This is a genomic window from Bacillus sp. CD3-5 (assembly GCF_006349665.1).
Classification (GTDB): Bacteria; Bacillota; Bacilli; order Bacillales; family Bacillaceae_G; genus Bacillus_A; species Bacillus_A paranthracis.
In genome coordinates this window covers 482,204-505,841 of record NZ_VEPX01000001.1, presented here as the reverse complement: position 1 = coordinate 505,841, position 23,638 = coordinate 482,204, and the positions used below count along the sequence as shown (strand labels likewise).

Genomic DNA, 23,638 nt, shown 5'->3' with positions numbered 1-23,638 from the left:
CCAGTTCGTACTCTTATTATATTTTATTTTTTCTGAATTTTAAATACATTAAACACCTATTTATATTGAGAAAGTTTTTTTGCTTGCATAAAATTAATGAGTTTAAGAAATGCTACAAATGGAGGTGTATACATATGGAACCAATGCTATGTCCAAGTTGTAAAACGAACCGCACTCGCTTTAATATTCTTGAGCAACAAGTAAAACCAGTCAAATTAAATCCACAAACTGGTCAAGTAGAAGAAGAATACACAAATGAAACGATGAATGCTTTTCATTTGGCTTATCAAGGACCTACTTATCGTGTCCAATGTGCTGTATGCGGACTTGTTGAAAATCCTGAACAATTTATTAAACCTGCTCAAAATCAGTCTTTCTAATAAAAACATGATTATCCCTTGTAGAAATAGATTTTTCTATAGGGGATTTTTTCGTTTTATACTTTAATAAAAAACGTGTTTCTTCCTTATTATAAGTTACACCCCACATCTTTTTAGTCATCTTTTATTTTTTGATCCTCAATATGAATCTTTTTTCTTCATTTATTGTTTTCAGGGTATTGGGCTTTGATATTGTTAATTTTGTGCCTTCATATAGATTTTTATTATATAAAAAAGAGTGAGCAAAAATACGATTATATAGAAACAAAAGAAGTTGATTCCCATATTAATTACCTCTTTACAAAATCAACTTCTTTTAAACTCCACTTTTTATTATAATATTTCACTTTTTAATTTCTTAATTTTCCAAGTGAGTCTTATAAAGAAGTATATCCACATACAACCTGAAAGACCTGTTATAACTTTCGCCCAAATTGGCACTCTTGATTCCATCGGACTTATAAATAGATTATACATCGATGGTAATATAGCTGCTAACATAATAACAAAGAATACTAATAACTCATTTAATTTTTGTATCCTCGTCTCCTTTTCCGAGTAAATATCAGGCAATTCATTTACCTCTTCTACTTCTTTACAAAAATAATTCCATCTTGTGAAACTTGTTACGCGTTTCCAACCTGACATTTCGTATATTTCGAAATACTCTTGTTGTTGTTCTTTCGAATCTCTATAAACCAATCTAAAATCAGCTTTGTATATTACATCTTTTGGCTCCGTTTTCTGAAACGTATACATTAAATTATATTTTTGTAATGCCCAACCTTGCTGATGCATCTTTCGTAAAAAAGCTTCTTCTTTTTCTAAATTCCATGCCGTAAAAAACTTAAATACCCTTTTTGTCTCCATCTCTCATTCACTCCCCTAATATACTATTTCCATTCCTTACAGATCTCTGCAACCTGTTATACTCTAGCTCTAATACTTCTTTACCAAGTGGCGTTAACTCATAGCACTTCTTTCTATCTGTTGAGGCAACTTCAATAATTAATTTCTCTTTTAATAACTTCGTCGTATTCCCGTATAAAGTTCCAGGACCGAGTTTTACTTCTCCATTTGTCATCTCTTCTACCATTTGCATAATTCCATATCCGTGCATTGGTTTCACTAGGGATAACAATATGTAATATGTCGCCTCAGTTAACGGAATATATTTTCTCGCTTTCGTATTCATTATAACCACCTCCGATACATCGCTTCATGATATATCGACTTACGATACATCGTATACCGATATTATATATTCACACTCCAAAATATGCAAGAGTATAATTTAATAATTGAATATTTATTTCTTCGAATTGAAAAATCATATAAATTTTCTGAATAATTTGTTAAAATATAGAAATACCCGTTTATATTTTGAAAGGAATGATATATATGATAAATAAATTGAAGGAAAATATAGGATCAGTTTTTGTAGGTAAAGAAAATGTTATAGATCTATTAATCGTTTCCTTGCTTGCTGACGGTCATGTACTTCTTGAGGATGTACCTGGTACTGGGAAAACGTTACTTGCGAAAACACTTTCAAAAAGTATTGGTGGTAATTTTTCTCGCGTTCAATTTACACCGGATGTACTTCCGAGTGATGTGACAGGTATTGAATATTTCAATCCGAAAACGAGCGAATTCGAGTTAAGACTCGGACCAGTCGTGGCAAACATTCTACTGGCAGATGAAATTAACCGTGCAATGCCGAGAACACAGTCTAGTTTATTAGAAGCGATGGAAGAACGACAAGTGACGCTTGAAAAGCAGTCAACTCCTCTTCCAAAACCGTTCTTTGTTATTGCGACGCAAAATCCAATTGAATCACAAGGAACGTTCCCTCTTCCAGATGCACAGCTTGATCGCTTTTTAATGACAATTTCTATAGGTTATCCAAATCCTGAAGATGAACTACAAATGATGCGACGTTTTCGTAACGATGCACCACTAGAAAGTGTCACATCTGTTATTACTTTAGATGATATTTTAGATGCACAGAAACAAGTAAAAGAAATTTTCGTATCAGAACCGTTAGAACATTACATCATTAAACTTGCTCACGCTACAAGAAATCATGATTACATCGCTAACGGTGTAAGTCCACGTGCCACACTTGCTTTAGTACGTGCAGTTCAAGCGCTAGCCTTTTTACGCGGGAGAGAATATTGCACACCAGAAGATATACAATTGTTAGTTCCTTCTGTTTGGAATCACCGTATCGTCTTATCAATGGAAGGCGCATTACGTACGACAAAAAATGAAATGATGCAAAAGATTTTAAAAGAAGTGGACGTACCTGTGGAGATTGAGCAAGCATGAATGGACAGCGCGTTGTAACTGTACCTTTATTTTTCCAACTTCATATTATTCAACTATCTGTTCCAGGCGCTATACTATTTACGTTTTTTATGCCACAACGAATCATTATGTTTTTCTTTTTCTTTTATTATTTATTTGCGATTTTCATTTATAAATATGTCGCTTACATAGAGAAAAAATTTCAAGTGATAAATGAGAAACAAACAACACGTTTATTCCCAGATGAATCTGGACAGTTTTTTATTCATTTAAAAAACGGAGCAAACATACCACTCGTTAATGGTGTTTGTTATTTTCATTTAGACACGTCCCTACTACCGCATAAAGATCAAGGAATTGAACAAATATCAAAAACACTATTCTCTTTCCCATTTTCACAACCTGCCCATTCAGCACAAAAATGGGATTTATCATTAACTGCAACGAAGCGCGGTGTGTTTCAAATTGAACAGTTCGAATGTGTTTTGAAAGATCCTTTTCATTTATTATCTGTACATTTACCTGTATTTGATAAATTAAGAACTGAAATTATTGTGTATCCATCCCCTAAAGAAGTAGCAGGTTTGCAAGAACTTCAGCAACTTTTAAATGGATCTTATCGAACGAATTTTTCTTTTTACAATGATGAAACATCTATTATCGGTGTGAAACGGTACGAACGTGAATCTTTCCGCTCCATTCATTGGAAAGCATCTGCAAAAATGCAGGAATTACAGGCAAAGCAATATGAACCTGTTAAAAATTATAGTTGGACAATTTGCCTTTCATTAGCTGCTAATCGCGGGTTTGGTTGGAAAGATAATATAGAAGATCTCATTTCATTTGCAACATACATTTGTCAATATGCTACGAAGCATCAAATACCGTTTGAATTATTTATTAGTGTATTAGCTGAAGGTGGCCCTCTGCACTTACCATTAAATGAAGGACAAACACATTACGCAAAAGCTTTAGAGGAATTGGCACGTATTTCAGACGATAGCACACTAATTCCGAAACAAGGATTTCTCCATTATACAAATAGAAAAGGAGAACGATCGTCTACAATGATTTACATTGGCTTGCAGAAGAATGACCTCTCTCTTCTATCGCAACCTACGTTTCTCATAAATAACGAAGGGATGGTGGAAAAGCTTGAAAACTTGGCTCTATCACGTTAATGACTTTATTCTGCTGCTCCTCCTTTCGTTATTAACAGAAAGGGACGAACTTATAGCTATTACTATATTTTTAGCAACGAGCTATATTGCCGTATTTCTTATTCATAAATTAATGAAGAAAAAAACGACTGGATTTGTCATACTGTTAATGACTCAAATAATCGGTTGTTCTATCTTTCTCCCTTTCTCTCTATTTGGCACAATTATGTTACCACTTTTCTTCTTTATCGTACATGTAGTCGGACCAGGATACCCAGTTCAAAAATTGTTAGGTGGTATTGTTTGGTTTGGTGTTTCAGCTATATTTTATGCGCCTTTTCCACCACTCGGGAAACTATTACTATTAGTTATACACATTATGATTACATTTTGGTTAACTGGAGCAAATCGTAATCAACAGTTATTACGTTTCGCTTCTATCATTACGATTGGTGTAATGAGTATATTAATTGTTCAAGTTTTTCCTTTTATTCGAGTTATTTTTAGTTTTATCATAGAAATAGTCGCATTAGGGGTCGGTTATATTATAAATCCGTTTCTCATAGCAGCTGAATTGAAAGATACTGAAGGAGTTTGGGCGAGTAAAGGTCATCTCTTAAAACCACAAATTGAAGATGGAAAAACACCTCCTGATTTTGATCCAACTCTTATAAATAGCATGACCATAATTGCTTGTACAACTATCGCTATTTACGTCGTTTGGAAAATAATCAAAAAACGAAAACAATTAATTTTACCAAATATGCCTGCTTTCGAATCTACTATCATCACTGATAAAGAAGGAATGAGCCAAAAACGTTTGAAACGAAACAAACCGCCACATAACGAAATTCGAAAAGAGATTTTTAAGCTTGAGAGTAAGTTAATTCCTCCTTTAAATAGAAATCGCGGAGAAACTGTTGAAGCATGGTTAGGAAGAATAAATAGTGAAGAAAATGTAAATATTGAGACTCATATTATTATAAATGCTTATAATACAGTGCGTTATTCTAATGAGGAAAACACCGTACTTTTGTATGAATTTAAGGAAGAGATTCATAAGCTTTATATGTATCAGAAGAGTTTAAAGAAAAGGAAGAAGTAACACAATAAAAAGACTCCTATTTTCATAGGAGTCTTTTTATACTTCTACGTTACTTTTTAAATTGAGGCGTTTTTTCCTGCTTCAATCTCTAATGACTCTTCATGCCACCAAAGTGTTTCTTCAGGGTCTTCTTTAGCGATTTGGTGTGCTTCTTTCTTCGTTTCTACTGTAGGATATGAACCTTTTAGCGCACGTCCTGATGTTGTAACGAATAGTACACTAAATACAACTAATCCAATAATACTTACACCTGTTAAATAAAATGCTGGTGCAAGCGGGTTACCGGTTGCATGAACTAAGTATGAACATACAAGTGGTGTTGTACCACCAAATATCGATACAGAAATATTAAATGAGATTGAAAGTGCTCGATAACGTACATCAGTGAAAAAGAGTGATGGTAATAATGAAGGTAATGTTCCTTCATATACACTTAGGAAGAAACCTAATACGAAAATACCTGCAAATATAGCTGCAATATGCCCGTTACCTATTAGTAAAAATGCTGGAATTGCAAATACAGTTAAACCAAGTAAACCAATTTGCACGACGCGTTTATTACCAATTTTATCACTTAATTTACCGAAATATAGTGCTAGTGGAATCATAAGTGCCATCGTAATAGAAATAATTAGTAAGCCTGTTGTTTCTTCGACTTTAAGTACTTGAGTTAGATAAGAAGGAATATACGAAAGAATCATATAATTTGTAATATTAAAGAAGGCGACAATTACTGTGCTTAATAAGAAGTCTTTTTTGTGATATTTCATAATATCCATAAATGAAAATTGTTCATTGTCTTCAGATTCCTCTTGTGCTTTTTCCATCTCTTCAAAGATGGGAGATTCATCTAAATGACGGCGTAAGTATAAACCGACCAAACCAATTGGTGCAGCAATTAAGAAAGGAATACGCCAGCCCCAGCTGAGCATTTGTTCATCTGTTAACAATAACGTCAAAATGGTAACAATTACCGATGCAGCAATGTAACCTGAGAGTGTTCCAATTTCAAGACCACTACCGAGTATACCACGCTTTTTATCTGGAGAAGATTCTGCGATATAAACCATTGCTCCTGAATATTCGCCGCCTGTAGAGAAGCCTTGAATCATTCGGGCAACTAAAAGTAGTATTGGTGCCCATACACCAATTTGTTCATAGGTTGGTAGTAATGCGATGAATAATGTAGAAAGTGCCATTAAAATAATAGTAGTACTTAACACAATTTTTCGGCCGTACTTATCTCCTATTCTACCAAAGAATACACCTCCGATTGGTCGAACGAGGAAGGCCGCTGCAAATGTACCGAATGTAAGTACAAGTTGCAAGCCACTATTATCAACACCTGAGAAGAATAATTGACTTAAAATTACCGCTAAATACGCGTATAATCCGAAGTCAAACCACTCCATTGCGTTCCCAATACCAGTAGCAACTACTGCTTTCCTGGCTTGTTTAGGATTAACAATATTAACGTCTTGAGGTTCAAAATTTAAATCATTATTTTGTTGCATATAATAAAACAGCTCCTTATTTAATTTAACTTCTTTAAGCACACCTTCTCTTATTGAATAAAATTAATTCGAAGCACTTAAGGAAAAACAACGTCTCCTTTTCTGTTATTATTATTTCATATAATTAATTATTTGTCCAATTAAATGCTCTTTTTATATAAATTTACACCCTATTGAACTTGTTATAAAATGACGTTTAGCTTATATAATACATACCTTTACACTACAAATAAAACTTTAATTTATTTATATTTATAGCGTTTCTATAATTGCTTCCTTTAACCTAGAAATCAGTAACTTTTACTAAAGATTTGCATATATTTAAAAAGTGAACTCATTAGCTCGAATTTTGTCTTATGACATTCAACTATAATATTATTATAGGTTTAAAGGAGGCTATTTTATGTTGGAAATAATACTTTTATTTGCTACTGTTTCTTTTCTCTTAATTATTTCTGGATTTTTCATTACCTTAAAACAATATAAAGAAATTAAAAATATAAAGACTATATTAACTACAAAAAAAGAAAATGAGAAAACTACATCCGAAAACTCAATCCCTATGCAATTAGACCTTAGCGTTCTCAATAATTTACTCGCTTCTGGAATAAATAAAAGTTCTAATTCAAGTAATGAAAATTGTGAGTCTGATAAAAATAAATGATTGTTATGTTTATAACAAGAAGAAAATTTATCTCCTATTTTATCTAATCTTATTAACAACTACCTCTGATTAAAAAGGAGACTGCTTATGTGTAAAAATTCAATTTCTATTATTATCCCTATACGACATAAAATAAAAAATTTACCTAGAATTTTGGAAGCATGTGAACAACTACAACCTTTAGAAATTATCCTTACTATTAACGGAGATATCCAGGATTCAATTGAGAGTGCAGATCCCTACAATTTTGAAATCATTACACTAGAAGAACCGATAGATTCTACTAATCTTTATGTAATTGGTGCAAAAAAAGCAAAGGGGCAGTATCTCTTATTTTTAGATGAAAATTACATGGTTCCTCCCCCCTTACTTATACAATTTCTTCAACCATTACAAAATGGATCTACTGACGTCGTATTAAATAATTTAGACGATTTTTTTTATCAAAAACAACAGCCAAATATAGCAATGATTTGGCAACAAGTTACGAATCATTTTTTTCATCGCCCAGATTTACATGTTAACTCCTTATTATTTCCTCCCTATGCAATGACAAAAGAAGTGCTTGACGTAATTACTCCAAATAGTTTATCAAATCCAATATTGGCTCAAATGAAAATTATTGAACATAAATTTCGGATTTGCGATCAATTCAACATTTCTATCCCTCAAGTTCCCTCTTTTCCTTCAACTCAACTCATTCATTATCATCTTGAAGCTATTGCAAATTGGATCAATATAGAGCAAAATCCACGAGGAAACTATACCGATAATAATCGAAGACGGGATATTATTTTGGAACTTCAAAACGGCGAACAAAGAGCTATACCCAAAATAATTACAGGTAAAGAGTTTTATTCGAATACTTATGGAAATAAACAATTATCCATCATTATCCCTGTTCAAAATGAAGAAAAAACGATAGAATCTATCATTTTTGAGGTGCAAAAATTAAAACCTTTTGAAATTATCGTTATTGTTAATGGATCAACAGATAAAACAGAAGAATTGGCGAAGGGTTGCGGTGCAACAGTTATAAGTTACGAAGAAGCACTCGGCATTGATACCGGACGTGCCGTTGGTGCATATTTTGCAAAAGGTGATATATTATTATTTATCGATGGTGATTTCTTAATTCCTAGTTCTGATTTATTACCATTTGTACAATCTATTCAAAACGGAGCCGATTTAGCTTTAAATAAACTAGAGCACTACTACATGTATCGCCTTCCTTATACTATCGTCACCGCATGTAAGTATGCTGTTAATTTAGCATGTAATCGAAAAGATTTAGGTATGGGATCCACAACTGCTGTCCCTCATGCTTTTAGTCGAAAATGCATTGATACAATTGGATTTGATTCCCTTCTTTCACCAACTTTAAGTCAAGTGAAAACAATTTTAGCAGGCTTTCATGTACAAAATGTCCATTCTGTCGACGTTGATAAATTGAATCGTGTTCGACCTGAAAAACACTTCTCTAAGGAAGGTTGCCTTTCATTAGCAACACAACAAATCATTGGTGATCATATAGAAGCAATTTCTTACCTGATCGAACAAAAAGAATACTTTTAATTCTACATCCTGCCTACTAAGTAATATGTTATCTCATTTTTAATATATGACAGAATAAAAAAGATGGTTTGTAACCATCTTTTTTATTTTTACATCAACTCAAAAGAAAAGTAGAAGGTAGGCTTTTCATTTCTTAAGAAGTTTGAAAAGAGAGGCTTGTTAATGAAGATTCAACACTTAAATCATCATTTAGTGCAATTGAGAAACATGCAACTAATGGTAAAGTAATAACAATGGATCCACTAGGATTAATTACAATTGTAGGACTTGTCCCACATGTGTCCCCACAATCTACTTCTGCATCAATTCCACTACCAGGGGTAATTGTAATTTTAAGACATACATCTAAACAAACATTATTCGTAATACATGCCATAACTCTCCCTCCTTTCCTTTAACAATATATGCAATTAATTAAATTCGGACACGACTCTCGTACTAAATTTTATAAATTAAATGTTATTTTACTATTCCTTTAATAGGAAATTAACGTTTGATTAAACTACCTAAAGCAACTAAGAAACTCAAGTCATCTTTTACTGAAATATAAAAAAAGTAAAAACCTCTTCATGTATTTGAAGAAGTTTTCACTTATACCTGAACCAAAAGAGTAACTTTTTTAAAATTTTGTTTCATTCCAATACTCAACTTATACTCTATCCGTTGCTATTCTACGCTTATTAGTAAAGTATCTTCCAAATTAAAATAAATCTTTAAAATCCCTATTCTTTAGTAAATAAGAAAGCCCTTCTACATGATCGCCGGTAATTCTCAATACAGCTGGTGGATGTCCTACTGTTGCAAAGTGCTCATTTGGACGAATACGATTTGGTTTCATTACATCTACAAAATGGACACATTCGACTTTATATCCTTCTAATATTGCCTTTACTTGCGCAACACATGCTGTGTGAAGAGTGTCCCACCCGATTCCCTCTAAACATTTTCTACTAATAGCGTGGGGAACAGCAATTGTGGATCCCACACCTAAATCTTTACGGTTACAAGCAATATTCAACATATATTTATATAAACTTACAATATATAGAGGAAATCTAAGATTTAAATTTAAATCATTTAAAACCATATCAACACCATCCGCAACAGCCTGCGTTAACGGATGAAGGTCTTTTGCTGGAATAGCAAAATCAGCATCAATAAAGAGAAGTATATCCCCTGTGGCTTCTTGTGCACCAATTGCCCGTCCTACATCATGCCCTAATCTTTCTTGATAAACAATTACTGTTGCCCCTAATTGCTTAGCGATTACTTCTGTCTGATCTGTTGACCCATTAATGACAACAATTATTTCTTTCGGTTCAACTTTTCTTGCCTCAAGAATAACTTCTTTAATCGTTGATTCTTCATTTTGTGCTGGTATAATAATTGATAACTGCTTTCCATTATAAATTGATGAGTTCATCCCCCAACCTTTATAGAAACGCGAATAATTTTTTTGTTTTTTTAATTGCTCTATAATTTCTCTTTTTCTTCCTCCATCTGTATAGTTACCTCTGTCATCTTTTCGGTGTAACCAACGTTCCAAAGCTTTTATATTCTCTTTAATTTCACATACTTCTAATTTAGTTAATTCATTTTTATAGAAAGAGGTTTTGTTTGCGGGTATATCATTTAAAGAGGTTTTAGTTATAGCTGATGAGGAATGTAGTCGCCACCCTTTCTCAATAAGAGTTATTTGAGATAGAACGGGATTTTGCAAAGTGTCATATCCAATGTCTTCAATTGCTTTTTTAGTAATAGCATATGGCATAGATAACATCGAATCATATTTTAAATCCATACGCCCCAATACATCGTTTACTATTTTTCTATACACCATAGCAATACTTGGCCATTCTACACTCATCTTTTCAAAACAGACAGAGTCTATGTTATTCAAAATTACATCCTGTTCCTTTTTTAGTAGTGGTTCTATAAATCGTTCTAATTCTACCGAAAAAATAACATCTTCTCCATTTAAAAATAAAATTACATCTCCATTAGCGATTTTCGCCCCATGAACCGGTGCTTTCCATTTATTTTTCTCTTCAATAACAACAACATTACTCTCAACAAATGTAGGTATAGCTTGTATTGCACTCATTCTATCATCAGCTACAATTATAATTTCTAGTGGTTTTATATGCTGCACTTTGCTTAAAATTTGATTCAATTTCGATTTTTCTTCTCCTAAAACTATAACGACTGACAAATCCACTTCTTCTTGTTCTTCTTTCATAGTCGGATTAGGCCTTACTTTTTTTATATATTCAATTGTTTCATACTTTCCTACAGCTGCATGCCCTGCTTTTTTATCGAAATATAAATCTATTACAATTTGATTTATTTCCGTATCTTTATCCAGTTGTTCTAACTCAGAAATGAATGGTAGTAAATGATTTTGCACATCAAATTCACATGCGAAATTTTGCAAAAAATAAATATTCGGTACATATTTAATGTGATTAAAAAATTTCACAACATTAATTCTTTCCCCAAATTTCTCCTCAACTTCTTCTCTTGATAAACCTGGATAAGACAAATCGAAAACTAGATTTATTGGTACAGGTATCCATTTTAATAAATTTGTTTGAGGATTATTAATGAAAGCTGTGGAGCCCTTAACGAATCCAGCTAAAATTAAAGACATAAACCCTCCCCCGGAACTGCCATAAAACAACACATTTTTCGAATCAATTTTTAACTTTGTAAATACTATTTCTAAAATATTTGCTATATCTTGCAAGTAAAATCTATCTAACTCCCCCTGTCCCCAACCTAAAGATAATTTTCCGAGATATAATGTAGGATCATTATAATATATAACAGTATCTTCAAATTCATCCATCCATGAATGTCGATGAAAAATAGGCGGACCAATTGGCTGTTCTTGAAATCCACCTGCTCCAGATCCAAAAACAATAGTGTTGGAAGCATTAGGCTTAATACGAATTAAAAATTCATACGTTACTTTATCCCAATCAACCTTGAGTATAAATGGTTCCGTAGTTTGAAAATCTAATTGCCATAATTCTTCATATGAAATGTTAATTTTTTTGTACTGGTCTAACAGTTTAATCACCCTTTCCATCCATTTTAAGATGTTTTATTAAGTAAGAGAGAGCTTCAACGTGATCACCAATTATTCTTAATACTGCCGGAGGATGTCCATTGTGACTTACATTCTCCATTAAACGAATTCTATTCGGTTTTACAACATCAACGTAATGCACACATTCTACTCTATACCCTTGTAATATAGCTTTTACTTGTGCAAGACTAGGGCATAGTAAACTTTCCCAGCCTATTGCATCTAAGCATGATCTACTCATAGCATGTGGAATGGCTACTAATGAGCCATTACTTAATTCTGGACGAGCATATGCTAAATTAAGCATATACTTTACGACGTCTACAACATAAAACGGAGGATGTAACATCGGATTCAAATCATTTAATGCTATGTCTACACCAGCTGAAACTGCTTTTGTAAAATGATGCAAATTACTTCCTGAAACACTAAAATCACCATCAATAAATAAAAGAATATCTCCTGTAGCTTCAAGCGCTCCAATAGCACGTCCAACATTATGACCAAGTCGTTCGTTATATTCAATAATAGTAGCACCAAGTCTTTTAGCGATACTGGCCGTTTGATCTGTCGAACCATTTACAACGACAATTATTTCTAGCGGTTCTATTTTTCTTGTCTCAAGTATTACTTGTTCTATAGTTTCTTCTTCATTTTGCACTGGTATAATGACAGAAAGTTGCTTCCCGTCATAAATTGAAGAATGCATTCCCCAGCCTCGATGATAAAAAGGATATTGCTTGCTTTCACCTAATCTTTGAATAATATCTCTTCTTTTTCCTGCATCAGTAAACCCTACTCTTCTTCCCTTTTTCTCTATCCATTTAGAAATACCGATTAAATATTTTTCCACTTTCTCTTTTTCATTTTCTAACAATTCTTTTTTAACTAAATACCCTTCTTCTTGTAATGTCTCATCTCTAGATAACGTTTTTATTGCATATCGATCGTTAATCCGCCAGCCTTGATTCACTATATTCATATGAGCTAGAACGATATTTTTCATATAATCAAAGCCGATATTTACTACTACTTCCTTCGTAAGTGCATATGGTAATGAAAGTATTGAATTACTTTTTAAATCTGGTCGACTTAAAATTTCATTTAACATTTTTCTCCATACAATATCCATATTTGGACATTTACCAACTTCTACAAATTTATCTATTTTGTTTAATACTACATCAGCCTGATTTGTAACAACTGGTTCAATAAATTTCTTCATCTCATTTGTAGATATTGAAAAATTACTATCTACAAATAACAAAACATCTCCTTTTGCTTCCTTTACAGAAGCTTCATACCCCTCATAATACGTACTATATTTATCTATCAAAACAATCTGGCATTTATTTTTTTTTGCTATTTCATACAAATTACTTCTATCGTTAGGAACTAAAATTATAATTTCAAGAGGATTTAGCTTCCATATAGATTGAATTGACTCTTCTAATATCTGCTCTCTTTCACTATACAAAATAATAACCGTTAACGATTTCATTACACGCCCCCTTTACACATCATGTGACATAAAGTGAAACTTTAATCAGTGGGGTTTTCTTCGTCCCCCACTGATTATTAACCCTCGCCAATCGGACTTTAATGGGCAGCCCGCTCCCCCTAAATTCTTTGCTTTCGCTGAATTTTGAGGTGGGGGTCTTACTGCCCATTAAAGCGGGATAAAATATTAAGTATTACCATTTCCTATGAATTTGCTACTTTATTAACATATTCAAAAGTGAATTATACTGTGTAAAAACAATCGTCTATTTTTGAAAATATAAGTTCTGAACTTACCTCCTTCCTCTTATCATTGTTTCTTACAACTCTCACCATAAAAAGTACAAAAAAGAGGCTGTCTCATAAGTCTCTTTAGAAGTAAAATCACATGAAATCAAAAAGGAAGAAACGTTATGAAATCAACGTTTCTTCCTTTTACTTTCTATTTATTTTTGGATAAAAAGCACCTTTTGGGACAGCCCTCTTTTAAATAAATTTATTAATATTATTAATTTTATATACTACCTTTTTCCATGTTATACCGCGATCTTTTGTAGTAAATATTTCTTTTTTATTACACGCCCAACCTTTACGCCGATTAAAAAAATGTAAACAAAATACATTTTTTAATAATGGATTACTTGATACTTTAATCCATTTTGCTCCTTTTTTTATTATTTGATACACACCTCCATTTTCACTATTTATCACCCAGCCATAATAGGAACTAAAAAATGAAACAGCCACTTTACTCGTATTTATTGTTTTATTTGAAATATGCCATGAATTCCCTTTATCAAATGAATAATTCATTAAAAATACATCATCATTCATTTTAGTTGGTATTACTAACAAATTATTTTTATAGATTGCTTTATAAGCCATAGTAGTCCCATTGTTCATTCCTTCAAGACTTGGAATATCTTTTATAGGATGCCAACTTTCCCCACCATTTATTGTTTTAAATACCACCGATGTTTCATATTGTTTTTGTAATGAAATAAACCCAATTAGATCATTTATAAATGTTATCCCTGAAATACTATCACGAATACTTATATTTTTTATTACTTTCCATACTTTCCCTTTCGTTTTCAAATAGTATAAATTATGTTCAAATTTATTTGATGCAAGCTTTCTAGATAGTACAATCCATATACGATCCATATTCGTGGCATGCAATTGTACTTGAACATCAGTCGATTTCTCCCATTCTTCTTCAACCGGTAAAATAAACTCACTCCATCTTTCCCCTCTATTAACTGTATAAAATATAGCTGGCAATAAATCGTCATTCGTTTTTGTTAAACCATATGCCCAAGAGCTTCGAGCGTTTATTGGATATGCAAATAACACAATTGAATTTAGAGGATTAACAACATCCCATTCTACTCCTCCGTTTCGAGTATATAAGATGGCTTGCTTTTTATTTGTATATTGAATACTAGCCCAACCATATTTATCCGTTCTCATTTGTAAAGAAGTAAATTGAATATCATTATTTTCCAATATATCACCTCATTCTTATTATTTATATATTCGTATGCTATTATTTTTAAAACGTTCTATCATTAGTTGTTAGTACCACTCGTTTTATCTACTATCTTTACACATTTACTTTCTCTTTTCCTCACCAACTAAATATCAATATATAATGTATCAAATCTAATAAAATTTTTTCTATTTTTTCATTATCATTTAATAACGACTGTATTTCACAAAATTCTACTATAAAAAATGCACCCCAATTGCAAAACTATTTTTAACAATTAGAGTGCACTTTATATAAAATTTAGCTTTTAACTTTTAAGCACTTACTACAGCAGCAACTTTATCCATACAAGAAATAAATTGAGTAATAAATGCATCAATTTCTTCTTTTGTAATTATATACGGCGGAAGTAATCGAATAATATTCCCTTGTGTTACATCGACTAACATTCCTTTATTCATTAACTCAATCTGTAATTTCTTCACATTTTCATTCGTGTCATTCACACTTATCCCAAACATCATCCCCGCATGACGCACTTCCTGAATATAATACGAATTTTCTTTCTGAATGTCTTGCAGTTTTTCATTCAAATATAGTGACGTTTCATAAGCTTCTTGCATTAACCCATCATCAAGCAATGTATTTAATACAGTTAATCCTAAAGCCGTTCCCATTGATGAATGAGCAAACGTTGTACCGTGATCTCCAGGTGCAAATACATCACATAACTTTTCACCTACAATAATTCCACCTAGTGGTATCCCGCCTCCTGCTCCTTTACCAATTTGAATAATATCTGGTGTAATATTGCAATTTTGATAGGCAAATAGTTTCCCTGTTCTCCCCATACCACTTTGAACTTCATCGACGATAAGTAGTACATTGTATTTCTCACATAAGTTTTGAACACCATGTAAATATTCACGCGATAAAGGATAAATACCCCCGCTACCTAATACAGGCTCTAGCATAATCGCAATTGGATTTTCATGAATAATCGTTTCTTCTAATTGCTCAATATTCTCGCGCTCTACTTCATATACCGGAATCGATGTTTTAGGGAAATTTTGATATACACTTTCTTGTCTCGTAAAATGAAGTGCCCCTAACGTACGCCCGTGGAAACTATTCTTCAACACTACAATTCCTTCACGTTCCTCATGCATATTAGCTCTATATTTATCAATTAATTTCAACGTTGTTTCTGTCGCTTCCGTACCAGAGTTTGTAAAAAAGACCTTTCCGTTTTTTAATGAGCAATCCACTAATTTCTTTGCATATTCAATCGCAACTGGATTTAAAAAATGAAACGGTAGATGCAACGATTTCGTAACTTGATCCATTGTTGTTTGTACGATTTTCGGGTGATTGTATCCTAATACATTTACTCCGACACCAGAAAATAAATCTATATACTCTTTACCATCCACATCATACAGCTTACACCCTTCTCCTCTTTCTATCGCAAGCTTTGTACGACAGTACGTTGACATCATATACTCTTTATCTAATTGAAACCAATCTGACATGTTACATTCCTCCTAGTTATTTTCCCTGTTTTATTTATGTTCATTTTCTATAAAGTCATGTATAAATTCATTTTTAAGATTGAAATTTTAATAGTAATGTTCTTCCCGATATTCATTTTTCCATAATTTCTTCTATTTCAACAGGTCCACTACATACGCGTTTTTCTCATCTAGCGGTCTGTTACTATTTTGAGCTTTGCGTGTTATACATAATCAAGGCAATAAAATCATATTTAGTAACAATGGACGAAAAAGATTTGGAGGCTATATTGATGAATGAACACTATGATAAACAGAGACAATCTTTACTAAGGAAAGACTTTAATGATAATGGAGAACGTAATGAACAAGCTATACTTCACTCTCAAACAGTTGGTTCACGTGGACCTGTTCTAGAGCAAGATAGTGTGCTTCACGAGGCGTTACAACAATTTATTCACGAAAAAATTTTAGAAAGACCTGTTCATGTAAAAGGATTTGGTGCGTTCGGTTATTTTCAAACAATCTATCCAATGCCCGAACATACGAAACTAAATTTCCTACAAAATGCTAATGAGAAAGTTCCCGTTATGGTGAGATTTTCATTAGCTGTTAGCACGAAAGGAACACCTGATACTTCTAGAAATGTACGCGGTTTTTCTACAAAATTTTATACTAAAGAAGGTATTTTCGATCTATTATGTAATCACATTCCTGTCTTTTCTGTACGCGATCCGATGCGTTTCCCTGAAACCATTCAAGCGTTGTCACCTTCACCTAAAAATAACTTAATAGACCCTAATAGATTTTGGAGCTTTGTCGCTAGAGCACCTGAATCCATACATTTCGTTGTCCGTTTGTACTCTGATAATGGTACGGCCAAAAGCCTTCGCCACATCCCAGGACATAGTGTAAATACATATGTTTGGAGAAATGCAGAAGGCAATCGAAAGTATGTAAAGTATCATTGGTACCCATTTGAAGGTGTACAATTCATTACTAGCGAGGAAGCAAATAAACTGGCTGCCGAAAACCCAGATTATAGCGGTAAAGATTTATATGATGCAATTGTAAACGGTAAACCAGTGGAATATGGTTTATATGTCCAGCTCATGGACCCGAAAGATGAAGCGCATCTTTCTTATGATCCTCTAGATGATACAAAAGTATGGGATGAAAAGGTGTATCCTCTTATACCAGTAGGCAAAATGGTATTAAATAAAAACCCTGAAAATTATATGGAACAAGTAGAAAAAGTCGCTTTCTCCCCTTCTAATTTACTAGACGGCGCAGAATTATCAGATGATAAAATGTTGCAGGGACGTGCAAACATTTATAGTGATTCTCAAAGAAGAAGAATTGGTCCTGAATTTCGTAAATTAGCAATTAACCAACAGCAAGATTGGACACCTGCTAATCAAATAACGAGCGGTGACGGAAGGTACGTTGAAGGTAAACTTGAGAGAACTTCTATACCGAAACAAGATGACTTTACACAGGCTGGTGAATTTTATGCGAAGTTAAAACCGATAGAAAAAGAACATCTTGCTGAAAACTTAGCTAGTGATTTGAAAGTTATATCCGATGATATTAGAAAGGTCGTTTTAGGGTATTTTCATAACGTGTCTGCTGATTTGGTGAAAAAGATTGAAAGTGCGATGCAAAAGCTTTGAGAATATAAAAAAACGTCATTTTTAATCATTAAAATGACGTTTTTTTATGGCGAAATTACAAGTATTAACGAAATTTTTCTCCTTCAAAATTCCCGTTATTTCATTTTAGATTATGGTACTCATTTCTCTTTTTCAAATAATCTTTTTCACATTGTAACGGCTTAAATTTCACTTTTTTCCCTTTCTTCTTTTTCGTTTTTATAACGAGCCATTCCCCTTTTTCAACATCTAGTTTTAGGCGTTTCATTACATTGATATTATCTTTTTCTTTATAAAGTAAAAATGCTTCTTGAGCCCTCACAAATAAGCTAGGCTGCTCGCTAAATCCACCACTATCATAAATTTTAGTTAGCGAATTATAATAAGAATCATTTTCTCTTCCACCATACATCAAATGGGCGCATCTAGGTCTCTTTTACTTACTTCCCAAAAACTATGTTCATCAATTTTTAAATTAAATGTGGATTTAATATCACTTATTATATTCTTCACATGCTTGTCATCTCGAATTTTCCTTTTTTCAAGACAATCAGAAGATATCTCTGGTGCATCTGTTTGAGAATGTACAACTTGTTGAATAGATACACATAATATAAATATAGTTAAAATATACAATATTTTTTTCATACTTATGTTTCACCTCAAGTAATTTAGATACTTATATTATTTGAGGCTCACAATATTCTTATGCTAACAATGTAAAAGGCCCTATAAATTGGACTTTTATAGAGCCTTTCATTTTAATATTGCTTTATCAAATTCACCGGTGAAGCAATTACCTTTCCACTTTTTACATCATATAGCCCTATAGGCGTTACCCGTATAAAAGGTAAGTGCGTCGCAGAAAAGAATAAAATGGTAAATGCCGGATCGTCATACACGTAACCACGCTCTTTTAGTAGTTTCACCATCTGTTTCTCTTCCTGTATTAATTCACTCATTTTTAAATTAGACATAATCCCGAGTAATGGTAATGCGATTTCGTGTAATACTTCATTCTTTTCAGCCATTACCATTCCTCCGCCAATCTCTTTCACTCTATGAAAAGCTGTAAGCATATCTTCTTTATTCTTCCCAATAAGAATGATGTCGCCGGTACCAGAATAAGAGCTAGCAAGGCCTCCTAATTTATTTGCAAAGCCTTTTACAACTGTATTCACTCGCCACGTACCATCACGAGCAATCATCATAAGAAAACACTCATCATGATTTAGAGAAAGTTCATCACAGTTTAAATCAATTTCGGTCGTGTATGGTTTAGTAATAACGTTATTCAATAAATGTATACCCATTTTATGAGAAAAAATCATATCCTCTTTTTCTATGGACCAGTCTAATAGCAATGGTGTTACTTTGAATTGACTCCAGTCTATTTGTAATAATTCATTTTTATTTATTCCGTCACGCTTCACCCATTTCCCTTTTGCTATTACACTTATTGGAACTGGGTTTTCTTTACTTTCCAAAATATTAATATTAGCAATTCTACCTGTCGCAATTGAACCATGTAGATCTTCCATATTGTAATAACGAGCGATATTATAGCTTGCCATATGATAAGCATCTATTACTGGCACTCCTTGTTTTATCGCGGTAGATATCATTACATTTGTCATTCCATTTTCATAAAACGAAGGATGTGAGCCGTCTGTCGTAAGAATAAATCTATCAAACTGCTTTACTCCTAGTTCCAACAATTCTTTCAGTAACACTTCTAAATCTGGACGGATTGAAGAATTCCTAAGAGAAACTGTGTAACCTTGCATAAGACGGGCAAAAGCTTCCTGCCCTGTCATCGCTTCATGATCACAATCTGTACCTAAAAGCTTTAACTTTGCTAAAGTCGTTTCAGATGCTCCTGGAAAATGCCCTTCCACTTTTTTATGTAATCGTTTCGTTTCCTGTACCCAATGTAACATTTCATCATCGCCATGTAATAACTTTGGCCACGCTGTTAGCTCGCCGCCTTGAAGAACTGCGTCACGCTTAAGCCACTCTATTATTTCTTCACGATTAAATAAAGATTCCCCGTTTTGCAATTCAGTTTGTCCATCAAAACGACACCACCAATACATACTAGCTGGAATCTTTGTAAATTCATCTAATAAATGAAATGATTTTTCACGCTTTAATGTGAAAAATAAAGTTAAATTATCATTAATAAAAGTCGTCGTTCCAAATTGCATCGCATAATTTGCTAACGTTTCTGGATTATATAATTGATATGGATGTGCATGCGGTTCTATGTAACCGGGTATGACATACTTTCCTTCGCAATCAACAACTTCACACTCCGTTAATTGCCCTGGCAGCTGCTCCCCTACGTATACAATTCGATCATTATATATCCAAATGTGCGCTGTCATCCACTCGCGCATATAGGAATTTAAATAAGTTGCATTCTTCAATAAAATGTGCGGACTTCTTGTGCCATCTATTACTTCAACATGTTCTCTTAATTGCTTGTTACTCCATCTAAACTGATTTTCTCCCAATGTATTTCACTCCACATCAATTTACTTTTATTTATTAAAATAAAAACAATTAACAAACTAAAGTATTCTCATTCATAACTCCCCTGTATAACCCCTATACCCTTCATTATATGGAACGATACTAAAAATAACAATTTTCAAAATTCAAAACATACTTCTTTGATTCTCAATAAAAAAGGATGTCGTGTAACCGACATCCTTTTTTATACTAAACTATACGATTGAATTACACTTGATGTCATACTATGAATGCTAATACTGTCCTTTAAAGCAGTATTCCATTCACATTCTTTTCATTTATTTCTTAAATTCAATTTGCATCATTTTATTAAATTGTGGAACAATATCGATCCCACCTATAGAGTTAACACTGATAGCCAATGTATGTTTGCCTCCCATTACTCCACCAGCAAAAGTTGTAAATCCAGGAATTCCTCCTCCGTGCCCCCAAACTGATACACCGTTAGGAAGTTTAGTCTCATAGATACCAAGGCCATATCCATCCCCAACCTCTTTTCCTTCTACAGGAACTGTAGTAAGCATTTCTTTTAGCTCGCGTTGCTTTAGTAACTTACCACCGAGTAAAGATGAAAAGAACTTATTTAAATCGTCCGCATTAGAAATCATATCTCCCGCTGCATTAGCTAAACTTGGATTATAATCAGTCATGTCTTTCAACTTACTTTCCCCGTCAATTTTCACATATCCCCGAGCATGATTCTTTCCTGGGATGACGGGTGAATTACCTGGTAAAAACGTATTTGATAGGTCCAAAGGCTCAATAATGCGCTTTTCAATTTCTTCTGCATAACTATTACCAGTTATTTTTTCAATTAGCATTCCTAGTATTACGTATCCTGTGTTTGAATACGACCAACCTTTACCTGGCGAAAAATCTGGAGGTAGAGCGAGTCCTATCTTTACTATTTCTTCTGCTACATACATTTTCTTTGAATTCATTATGTCAGCGTCTTTTGATTTTAAGTATTCAGCTATACCACTCGTATGATTCAAAAGTTGACGTATCGTAATTTGATTGCCATCATACCCATTTCCTTGAATGAGGCCTGGTAGCCACTTTTCAATTGAATCGTCAAGTTGCAAACGATTTTCACCTACTAATTGAAGAACAGTCGTGGCAGTAAAAGTCTTCGTCACACTACCAATCCGAAAGCGATAGTCCGATTTCATCGGTTTCTTTGTACTTAAATCTGCAACGCCAGCAGTGTAACTACTAGTTTTTCCGTTATTATACGCCTTAGCTAGTATCCCTGTAGCGCCAAGCTGTACTGTTTCCTCCATCACTCGTTTCAAACTATTTCGATTCTTTTGATCGTGCACTTGTGATGGACTAGAAATATTTTGAGCTGAATCTGCCTTCAAAGTAAAACCAGGTGCGAATATAGTAGTACCCGCTAATAAAACTGTCAAACTTGCTAACTTAATTGAATTACATTTTTTCATAATCTTCTCTCCTCTATTCATATCGTATTGATTCAAGTTATACTTTCATGCTAAATAATAAAACTCTCTTTTTTCTTATCCATTCCTTACGAAATACTTACTTTTAAAATTTGACGACCAGATGAGAAAAAATTATGTATGGAAATAAAAAAAGAACGTGTTTTCATTTATAAACACGTTCTTTTAAGCACTCTATTAACTTTTACCATCCTGCACTAGCGTTCATGCCATTTCCGATAATAGTAAGTAGTAATGGCCACAGCACTGGTGCTAACGTAAGAAATAGATTAAGCAGTATAAGTATTCTATATGTCCCAGGAATATTATAATTTTTACGATTAACAAATACTAAAATTACTAATAATATTATGGTCGTTACAAATAAAAGTAACACTAACAACCAATACCAAACCATTAAACTGAGACTCCATGGTTGTAATAGCTCATGTACAATACCAAAGGTGATTCCCAATACTGCAAAACTAAAAGTAGTAACCGTTGCTTTAATAAACAATTCACTTAATTTTTTATCGTATGTATACTTACAATATAAATCTATTAACGTATATAAAGATAAAAATGCCATTAATACACTTACCCAAGACAATAACCAGTCTCCGCCTCCTTTAACTAACATAAATAGAAACCAACACATCCCTGCTGCAGAAAAAATAAAGGAAAGAAGTATGTTTTTCAATACTGGTTTCATTCTATTTTCACACCCTTACAAAAATTTAAAAATAAATTATAATTTTTTATTTACATGCTACTCGTTATTGGTTAAATCTTATTACATCTCTTATTCATTCTATATTAATGAAAAAAATATAATCTCATAAAATATTTAACGAGCAATACTCTACAAGGCAACCTCTTTCCATTGGTAGAGATATAAAAAAGTAAGTATACATTACCACGTAATTAAGTATAAGTAAATAAAATTAATTTACAGTTAATTTCATTTACTTATACTAACGTCACCCTTTCCCGTCTCGCTCTATCCATCGTACAGTCTTCTCTATATCTAACTCTGTATATGTCTTTTCTCCATAACGGACAGACTCATATATCGGAATAATATCTCTCGTTCTACAAATTCTCGTTAACCATTGTTGCATCGTTTCATAAGACCTTCTCTGTTCGTGAAATGGTAAAGTTCTTTCCCATTCCACTAACGTTTTTCTTATCGTATCTTTAGGTAACGGCTGTTCAAACTGCTGCTTCACTTTCTTGTTCTTTTCGGTTCTATCCGTATTTTCTTTTGTTATCGATTGTTTATCCTGTTCTATTTCTGATTTCTTTGCCTTTTTCCTCGTTAATTTATAAAAAGCATATAGAATAACTACTGCAATAATTACATAAAAAACGACACTAATCCATGCATTTGAAAGAACAGAGAATATGTCTCCCCATGAACTTTTCTTTTCGAAACCTTTAAATTTTTTACCCGTTGTCGTTCTCTCACCATTATCTCCTACTTTTTTCTTTTCTATAGGTGTTCCATACTCTTCAGTATCACCGTAATTTATAGTTTCCTCATAAACTTTTTCAGATTTCTTTTCAGTAAAAAAACGCTCTTTTACTATGTCTTGCACATGCACAACACCTTGTGATAACGTTATCGCACTAACCGTGAATAAAAGTATGATGAAAACTCTAACACTCCAAATCTTCACTTTCACATGTCGCCCTTTATTAGCCATG

At 33.0% G+C, this 23,638-nt stretch carries 19 protein-coding genes and 1 pseudogene; 7 read left to right on the top strand and 13 right to left on the bottom strand.

Annotation, left to right across the window (positions count from 1 at the left end; all coding sequences use genetic code 11):
• Positions 1–134: 134 nt before the first annotated feature.
• Entirely contained in the window at positions 135–380 is a 246-nt protein-coding gene (locus FH036_RS02575) for a DNA alkylation repair protein (protein WP_098228209.1), read from the top strand.
• Positions 381–713: 333 nt separating this feature from the next.
• Here the strand turns inward: FH036_RS02575 and FH036_RS02570 are convergent, their stop codons facing one another.
• Positions 714–1,250 carry a DUF2812 domain-containing protein gene (locus FH036_RS02570; RefSeq protein WP_139895282.1) on the bottom strand — a complete coding sequence of 179 codons (537 nt, stop codon included), beginning with the start codon at positions 1,248–1,250 and terminating at the stop codon, positions 714–716.
• A 7-nt stretch (positions 1,251–1,257) separates the two neighbouring features.
• Entirely contained in the window at positions 1,258–1,575 is a 318-nt protein-coding gene (locus FH036_RS02565) for a PadR family transcriptional regulator (RefSeq protein ID WP_001092638.1), read from the bottom strand.
• Positions 1,576–1,781: 206 nt separating this feature from the next.
• Between FH036_RS02565 and FH036_RS02560 the strand changes: the two genes are divergently transcribed.
• From FH036_RS02560 to FH036_RS02550, 3 genes are read left to right on the top strand one after another with little or no spacing between them, the layout of a single operon-like run.
• Positions 1,782–2,711: an AAA family ATPase gene (locus tag FH036_RS02560; RefSeq protein ID WP_000608763.1), complete on the top strand. Its 930-nt coding sequence runs from the start codon at positions 1,782–1,784 to the stop codon at positions 2,709–2,711.
• A complete protein-coding gene (locus tag FH036_RS02555; protein WP_001014361.1) occupies positions 2,708–3,871 on the top strand; it encodes a DUF58 domain-containing protein in 1,164 nt (387 codons plus the stop codon). The genes FH036_RS02560 and FH036_RS02555 overlap by 4 nt, the downstream gene beginning before the upstream one ends.
• Positions 3,846–4,955, top strand: coding sequence for a DUF4018 domain-containing protein (locus FH036_RS02550; protein ID WP_139895281.1), 1,110 nt, complete (start codon positions 3,846–3,848; stop codon positions 4,953–4,955). Before FH036_RS02555 ends, FH036_RS02550 begins: the two co-directional genes overlap by 26 nt.
• A 56-nt stretch (positions 4,956–5,011) precedes the next feature.
• Here FH036_RS02550 and FH036_RS02545 read toward each other — a convergent pair whose 3' ends face one another.
• Positions 5,012–6,469, bottom strand: a complete 1,458-nt coding sequence (locus FH036_RS02545; RefSeq protein ID WP_001186943.1) for an MFS transporter — start codon at positions 6,467–6,469, stop codon at positions 5,012–5,014.
• Between the two features lie 403 nt (positions 6,470–6,872).
• Between FH036_RS02545 and FH036_RS02540 the strand changes: the two genes are divergently transcribed.
• Both FH036_RS02540 and FH036_RS02535 read left to right on the top strand, forming a co-directional pair.
• Positions 6,873–7,133, top strand: coding sequence for a hypothetical protein (locus tag FH036_RS02540; protein WP_000889732.1), 261 nt, complete (start codon positions 6,873–6,875; stop codon positions 7,131–7,133).
• Positions 7,134–7,220: 87 nt separating this feature from the next.
• The gene (locus FH036_RS02535) at positions 7,221–8,708 is read left to right on the top strand and encodes a glycosyltransferase (protein WP_000335276.1); all 1,488 of its coding nucleotides are present in this window, start codon (positions 7,221–7,223) and stop codon (positions 8,706–8,708) included.
• Between the two features lie 133 nt (positions 8,709–8,841).
• On the opposite strand, the gene FH036_RS02530 is transcribed toward FH036_RS02535, so the two are convergent.
• The 5 genes from FH036_RS02530 to FH036_RS02510 all read right to left on the bottom strand — a co-directional run bounded on the left by FH036_RS02530 (position 8,842) and on the right by FH036_RS02510 (position 16,323).
• Complete coding sequence (locus FH036_RS02530; RefSeq protein ID WP_000752185.1) at positions 8,842–9,084, bottom strand: hypothetical protein; 243 nt, start codon at positions 9,082–9,084, stop codon at positions 8,842–8,844.
• Between the two features lie 324 nt (positions 9,085–9,408).
• The gene (locus tag FH036_RS02525; RefSeq protein ID WP_257469508.1) at positions 9,409–11,799 is read right to left on the bottom strand and encodes a glycosyltransferase; all 2,391 of its coding nucleotides are present in this window, start codon (positions 11,797–11,799) and stop codon (positions 9,409–9,411) included.
• Positions 11,783–13,300: a glycosyltransferase family 2 protein gene (locus FH036_RS02520; RefSeq protein ID WP_070806354.1), complete on the bottom strand. Its 1,518-nt coding sequence runs from the start codon at positions 13,298–13,300 to the stop codon at positions 11,783–11,785. Before FH036_RS02520 ends, FH036_RS02525 begins: the two co-directional genes overlap by 17 nt.
• Before the next feature lie 485 nt (positions 13,301–13,785).
• Positions 13,786–14,808 (bottom strand): hypothetical protein, encoded by a 1,023-nt coding sequence (locus FH036_RS02515; RefSeq protein WP_000429618.1) that lies wholly within the window; start codon positions 14,806–14,808, stop codon positions 13,786–13,788.
• 297 nt (positions 14,809–15,105) lie between these two features.
• Positions 15,106–16,323: an aspartate aminotransferase family protein gene (locus FH036_RS02510; protein WP_139895279.1), complete on the bottom strand. Its 1,218-nt coding sequence runs from the start codon at positions 16,321–16,323 to the stop codon at positions 15,106–15,108.
• A gap of 272 nt (positions 16,324–16,595) precedes the next feature.
• Between FH036_RS02510 and FH036_RS02505 the strand changes: the two genes are divergently transcribed.
• The gene (locus FH036_RS02505) at positions 16,596–17,975 is read left to right on the top strand and encodes a catalase (protein WP_001002148.1); all 1,380 of its coding nucleotides are present in this window, start codon (positions 16,596–16,598) and stop codon (positions 17,973–17,975) included.
• Between the two features lie 100 nt (positions 17,976–18,075).
• Here the strand turns inward: FH036_RS02505 and FH036_RS27330 are convergent.
• The 5 genes and pseudogenes from FH036_RS27330 to FH036_RS02475 all read right to left on the bottom strand — a co-directional run bounded on the left by FH036_RS27330 (position 18,076) and on the right by FH036_RS02475 (position 23,637).
• Positions 18,076–18,602 (bottom strand): annotated as a pseudogene (locus FH036_RS27330) (hypothetical protein).
• Positions 18,603–18,715: 113 nt separating this feature from the next.
• Positions 18,716–20,470: an adenine deaminase C-terminal domain-containing protein gene (locus FH036_RS02490; RefSeq protein WP_139895276.1), complete on the bottom strand. Its 1,755-nt coding sequence runs from the start codon at positions 20,468–20,470 to the stop codon at positions 18,716–18,718.
• A gap of 297 nt (positions 20,471–20,767) precedes the next feature.
• Positions 20,768–21,934, bottom strand: a complete 1,167-nt coding sequence (locus tag FH036_RS02485; protein WP_000710642.1) for a serine hydrolase domain-containing protein — start codon at positions 21,932–21,934, stop codon at positions 20,768–20,770.
• A gap of 202 nt (positions 21,935–22,136) precedes the next feature.
• A complete protein-coding gene (locus tag FH036_RS02480; RefSeq protein ID WP_000805741.1) occupies positions 22,137–22,643 on the bottom strand; it encodes a DUF3902 family protein in 507 nt (168 codons plus the stop codon).
• A gap of 268 nt (positions 22,644–22,911) precedes the next feature.
• Positions 22,912–23,637, bottom strand: a complete 726-nt coding sequence (locus FH036_RS02475; RefSeq protein ID WP_001284488.1) for a hypothetical protein — start codon at positions 23,635–23,637, stop codon at positions 22,912–22,914.
• Position 23,638 lies beyond the last annotated feature (1 nt).

Bases quoted from the DNA above. Each gene is read 5' to 3' on its own strand.
- FH036_RS02575 (WP_098228209.1), top strand. From the start codon at position 135: ATGGAACCAATGCTATGTCCAAGTTGTAAAACGAACCGCACTCGCTTT.
- FH036_RS02570 (WP_139895282.1), bottom strand. From the start codon at position 1,250: ATGGAGACAAAAAGGGTATTTAAGTTTTTTACGGCATGGAATTTAGAA.
- FH036_RS02565 (WP_001092638.1), bottom strand. From the start codon at position 1,575: ATGAATACGAAAGCGAGAAAATATATTCCGTTAACTGAGGCGACATAT.
- FH036_RS02560 (WP_000608763.1), top strand. From the start codon at position 1,782: ATGATAAATAAATTGAAGGAAAATATAGGATCAGTTTTTGTAGGTAAA.
- FH036_RS02555 (WP_001014361.1), top strand. From the start codon at position 2,708: ATGAATGGACAGCGCGTTGTAACTGTACCTTTATTTTTCCAACTTCAT.
- FH036_RS02545 (WP_001186943.1), bottom strand. From the start codon at position 6,469: ATGCAACAAAATAATGATTTAAATTTTGAACCTCAAGACGTTAATATT.
- FH036_RS02540 (WP_000889732.1), top strand. From the start codon at position 6,873: ATGTTGGAAATAATACTTTTATTTGCTACTGTTTCTTTTCTCTTAATT.
- FH036_RS02535 (WP_000335276.1), top strand. From the start codon at position 7,221: ATGTGTAAAAATTCAATTTCTATTATTATCCCTATACGACATAAAATA.
- FH036_RS02530 (WP_000752185.1), bottom strand. From the start codon at position 9,084: ATGGCATGTATTACGAATAATGTTTGTTTAGATGTATGTCTTAAAATT.
- FH036_RS02525 (WP_257469508.1), bottom strand. From the start codon at position 11,799: ATGGAAAGGGTGATTAAACTGTTAGACCAGTACAAAAAAATTAACATT.
- FH036_RS02520 (WP_070806354.1), bottom strand. From the start codon at position 13,300: ATGAAATCGTTAACGGTTATTATTTTGTATAGTGAAAGAGAGCAGATA.
- FH036_RS02510 (WP_139895279.1), bottom strand. From the start codon at position 16,323: ATGTCAGATTGGTTTCAATTAGATAAAGAGTATATGATGTCAACGTAC.
- FH036_RS02505 (WP_001002148.1), top strand. From the start codon at position 16,596: ATGAATGAACACTATGATAAACAGAGACAATCTTTACTAAGGAAAGAC.
- FH036_RS02485 (WP_000710642.1), bottom strand. From the start codon at position 21,934: ATGAAAAAATGTAATTCAATTAAGTTAGCAAGTTTGACAGTTTTATTA.
- FH036_RS02480 (WP_000805741.1), bottom strand. From the start codon at position 22,643: ATGAAACCAGTATTGAAAAACATACTTCTTTCCTTTATTTTTTCTGCA.
- FH036_RS02475 (WP_001284488.1), bottom strand. From the start codon at position 23,637: ATGGCTAATAAAGGGCGACATGTGAAAGTGAAGATTTGGAGTGTTAGA.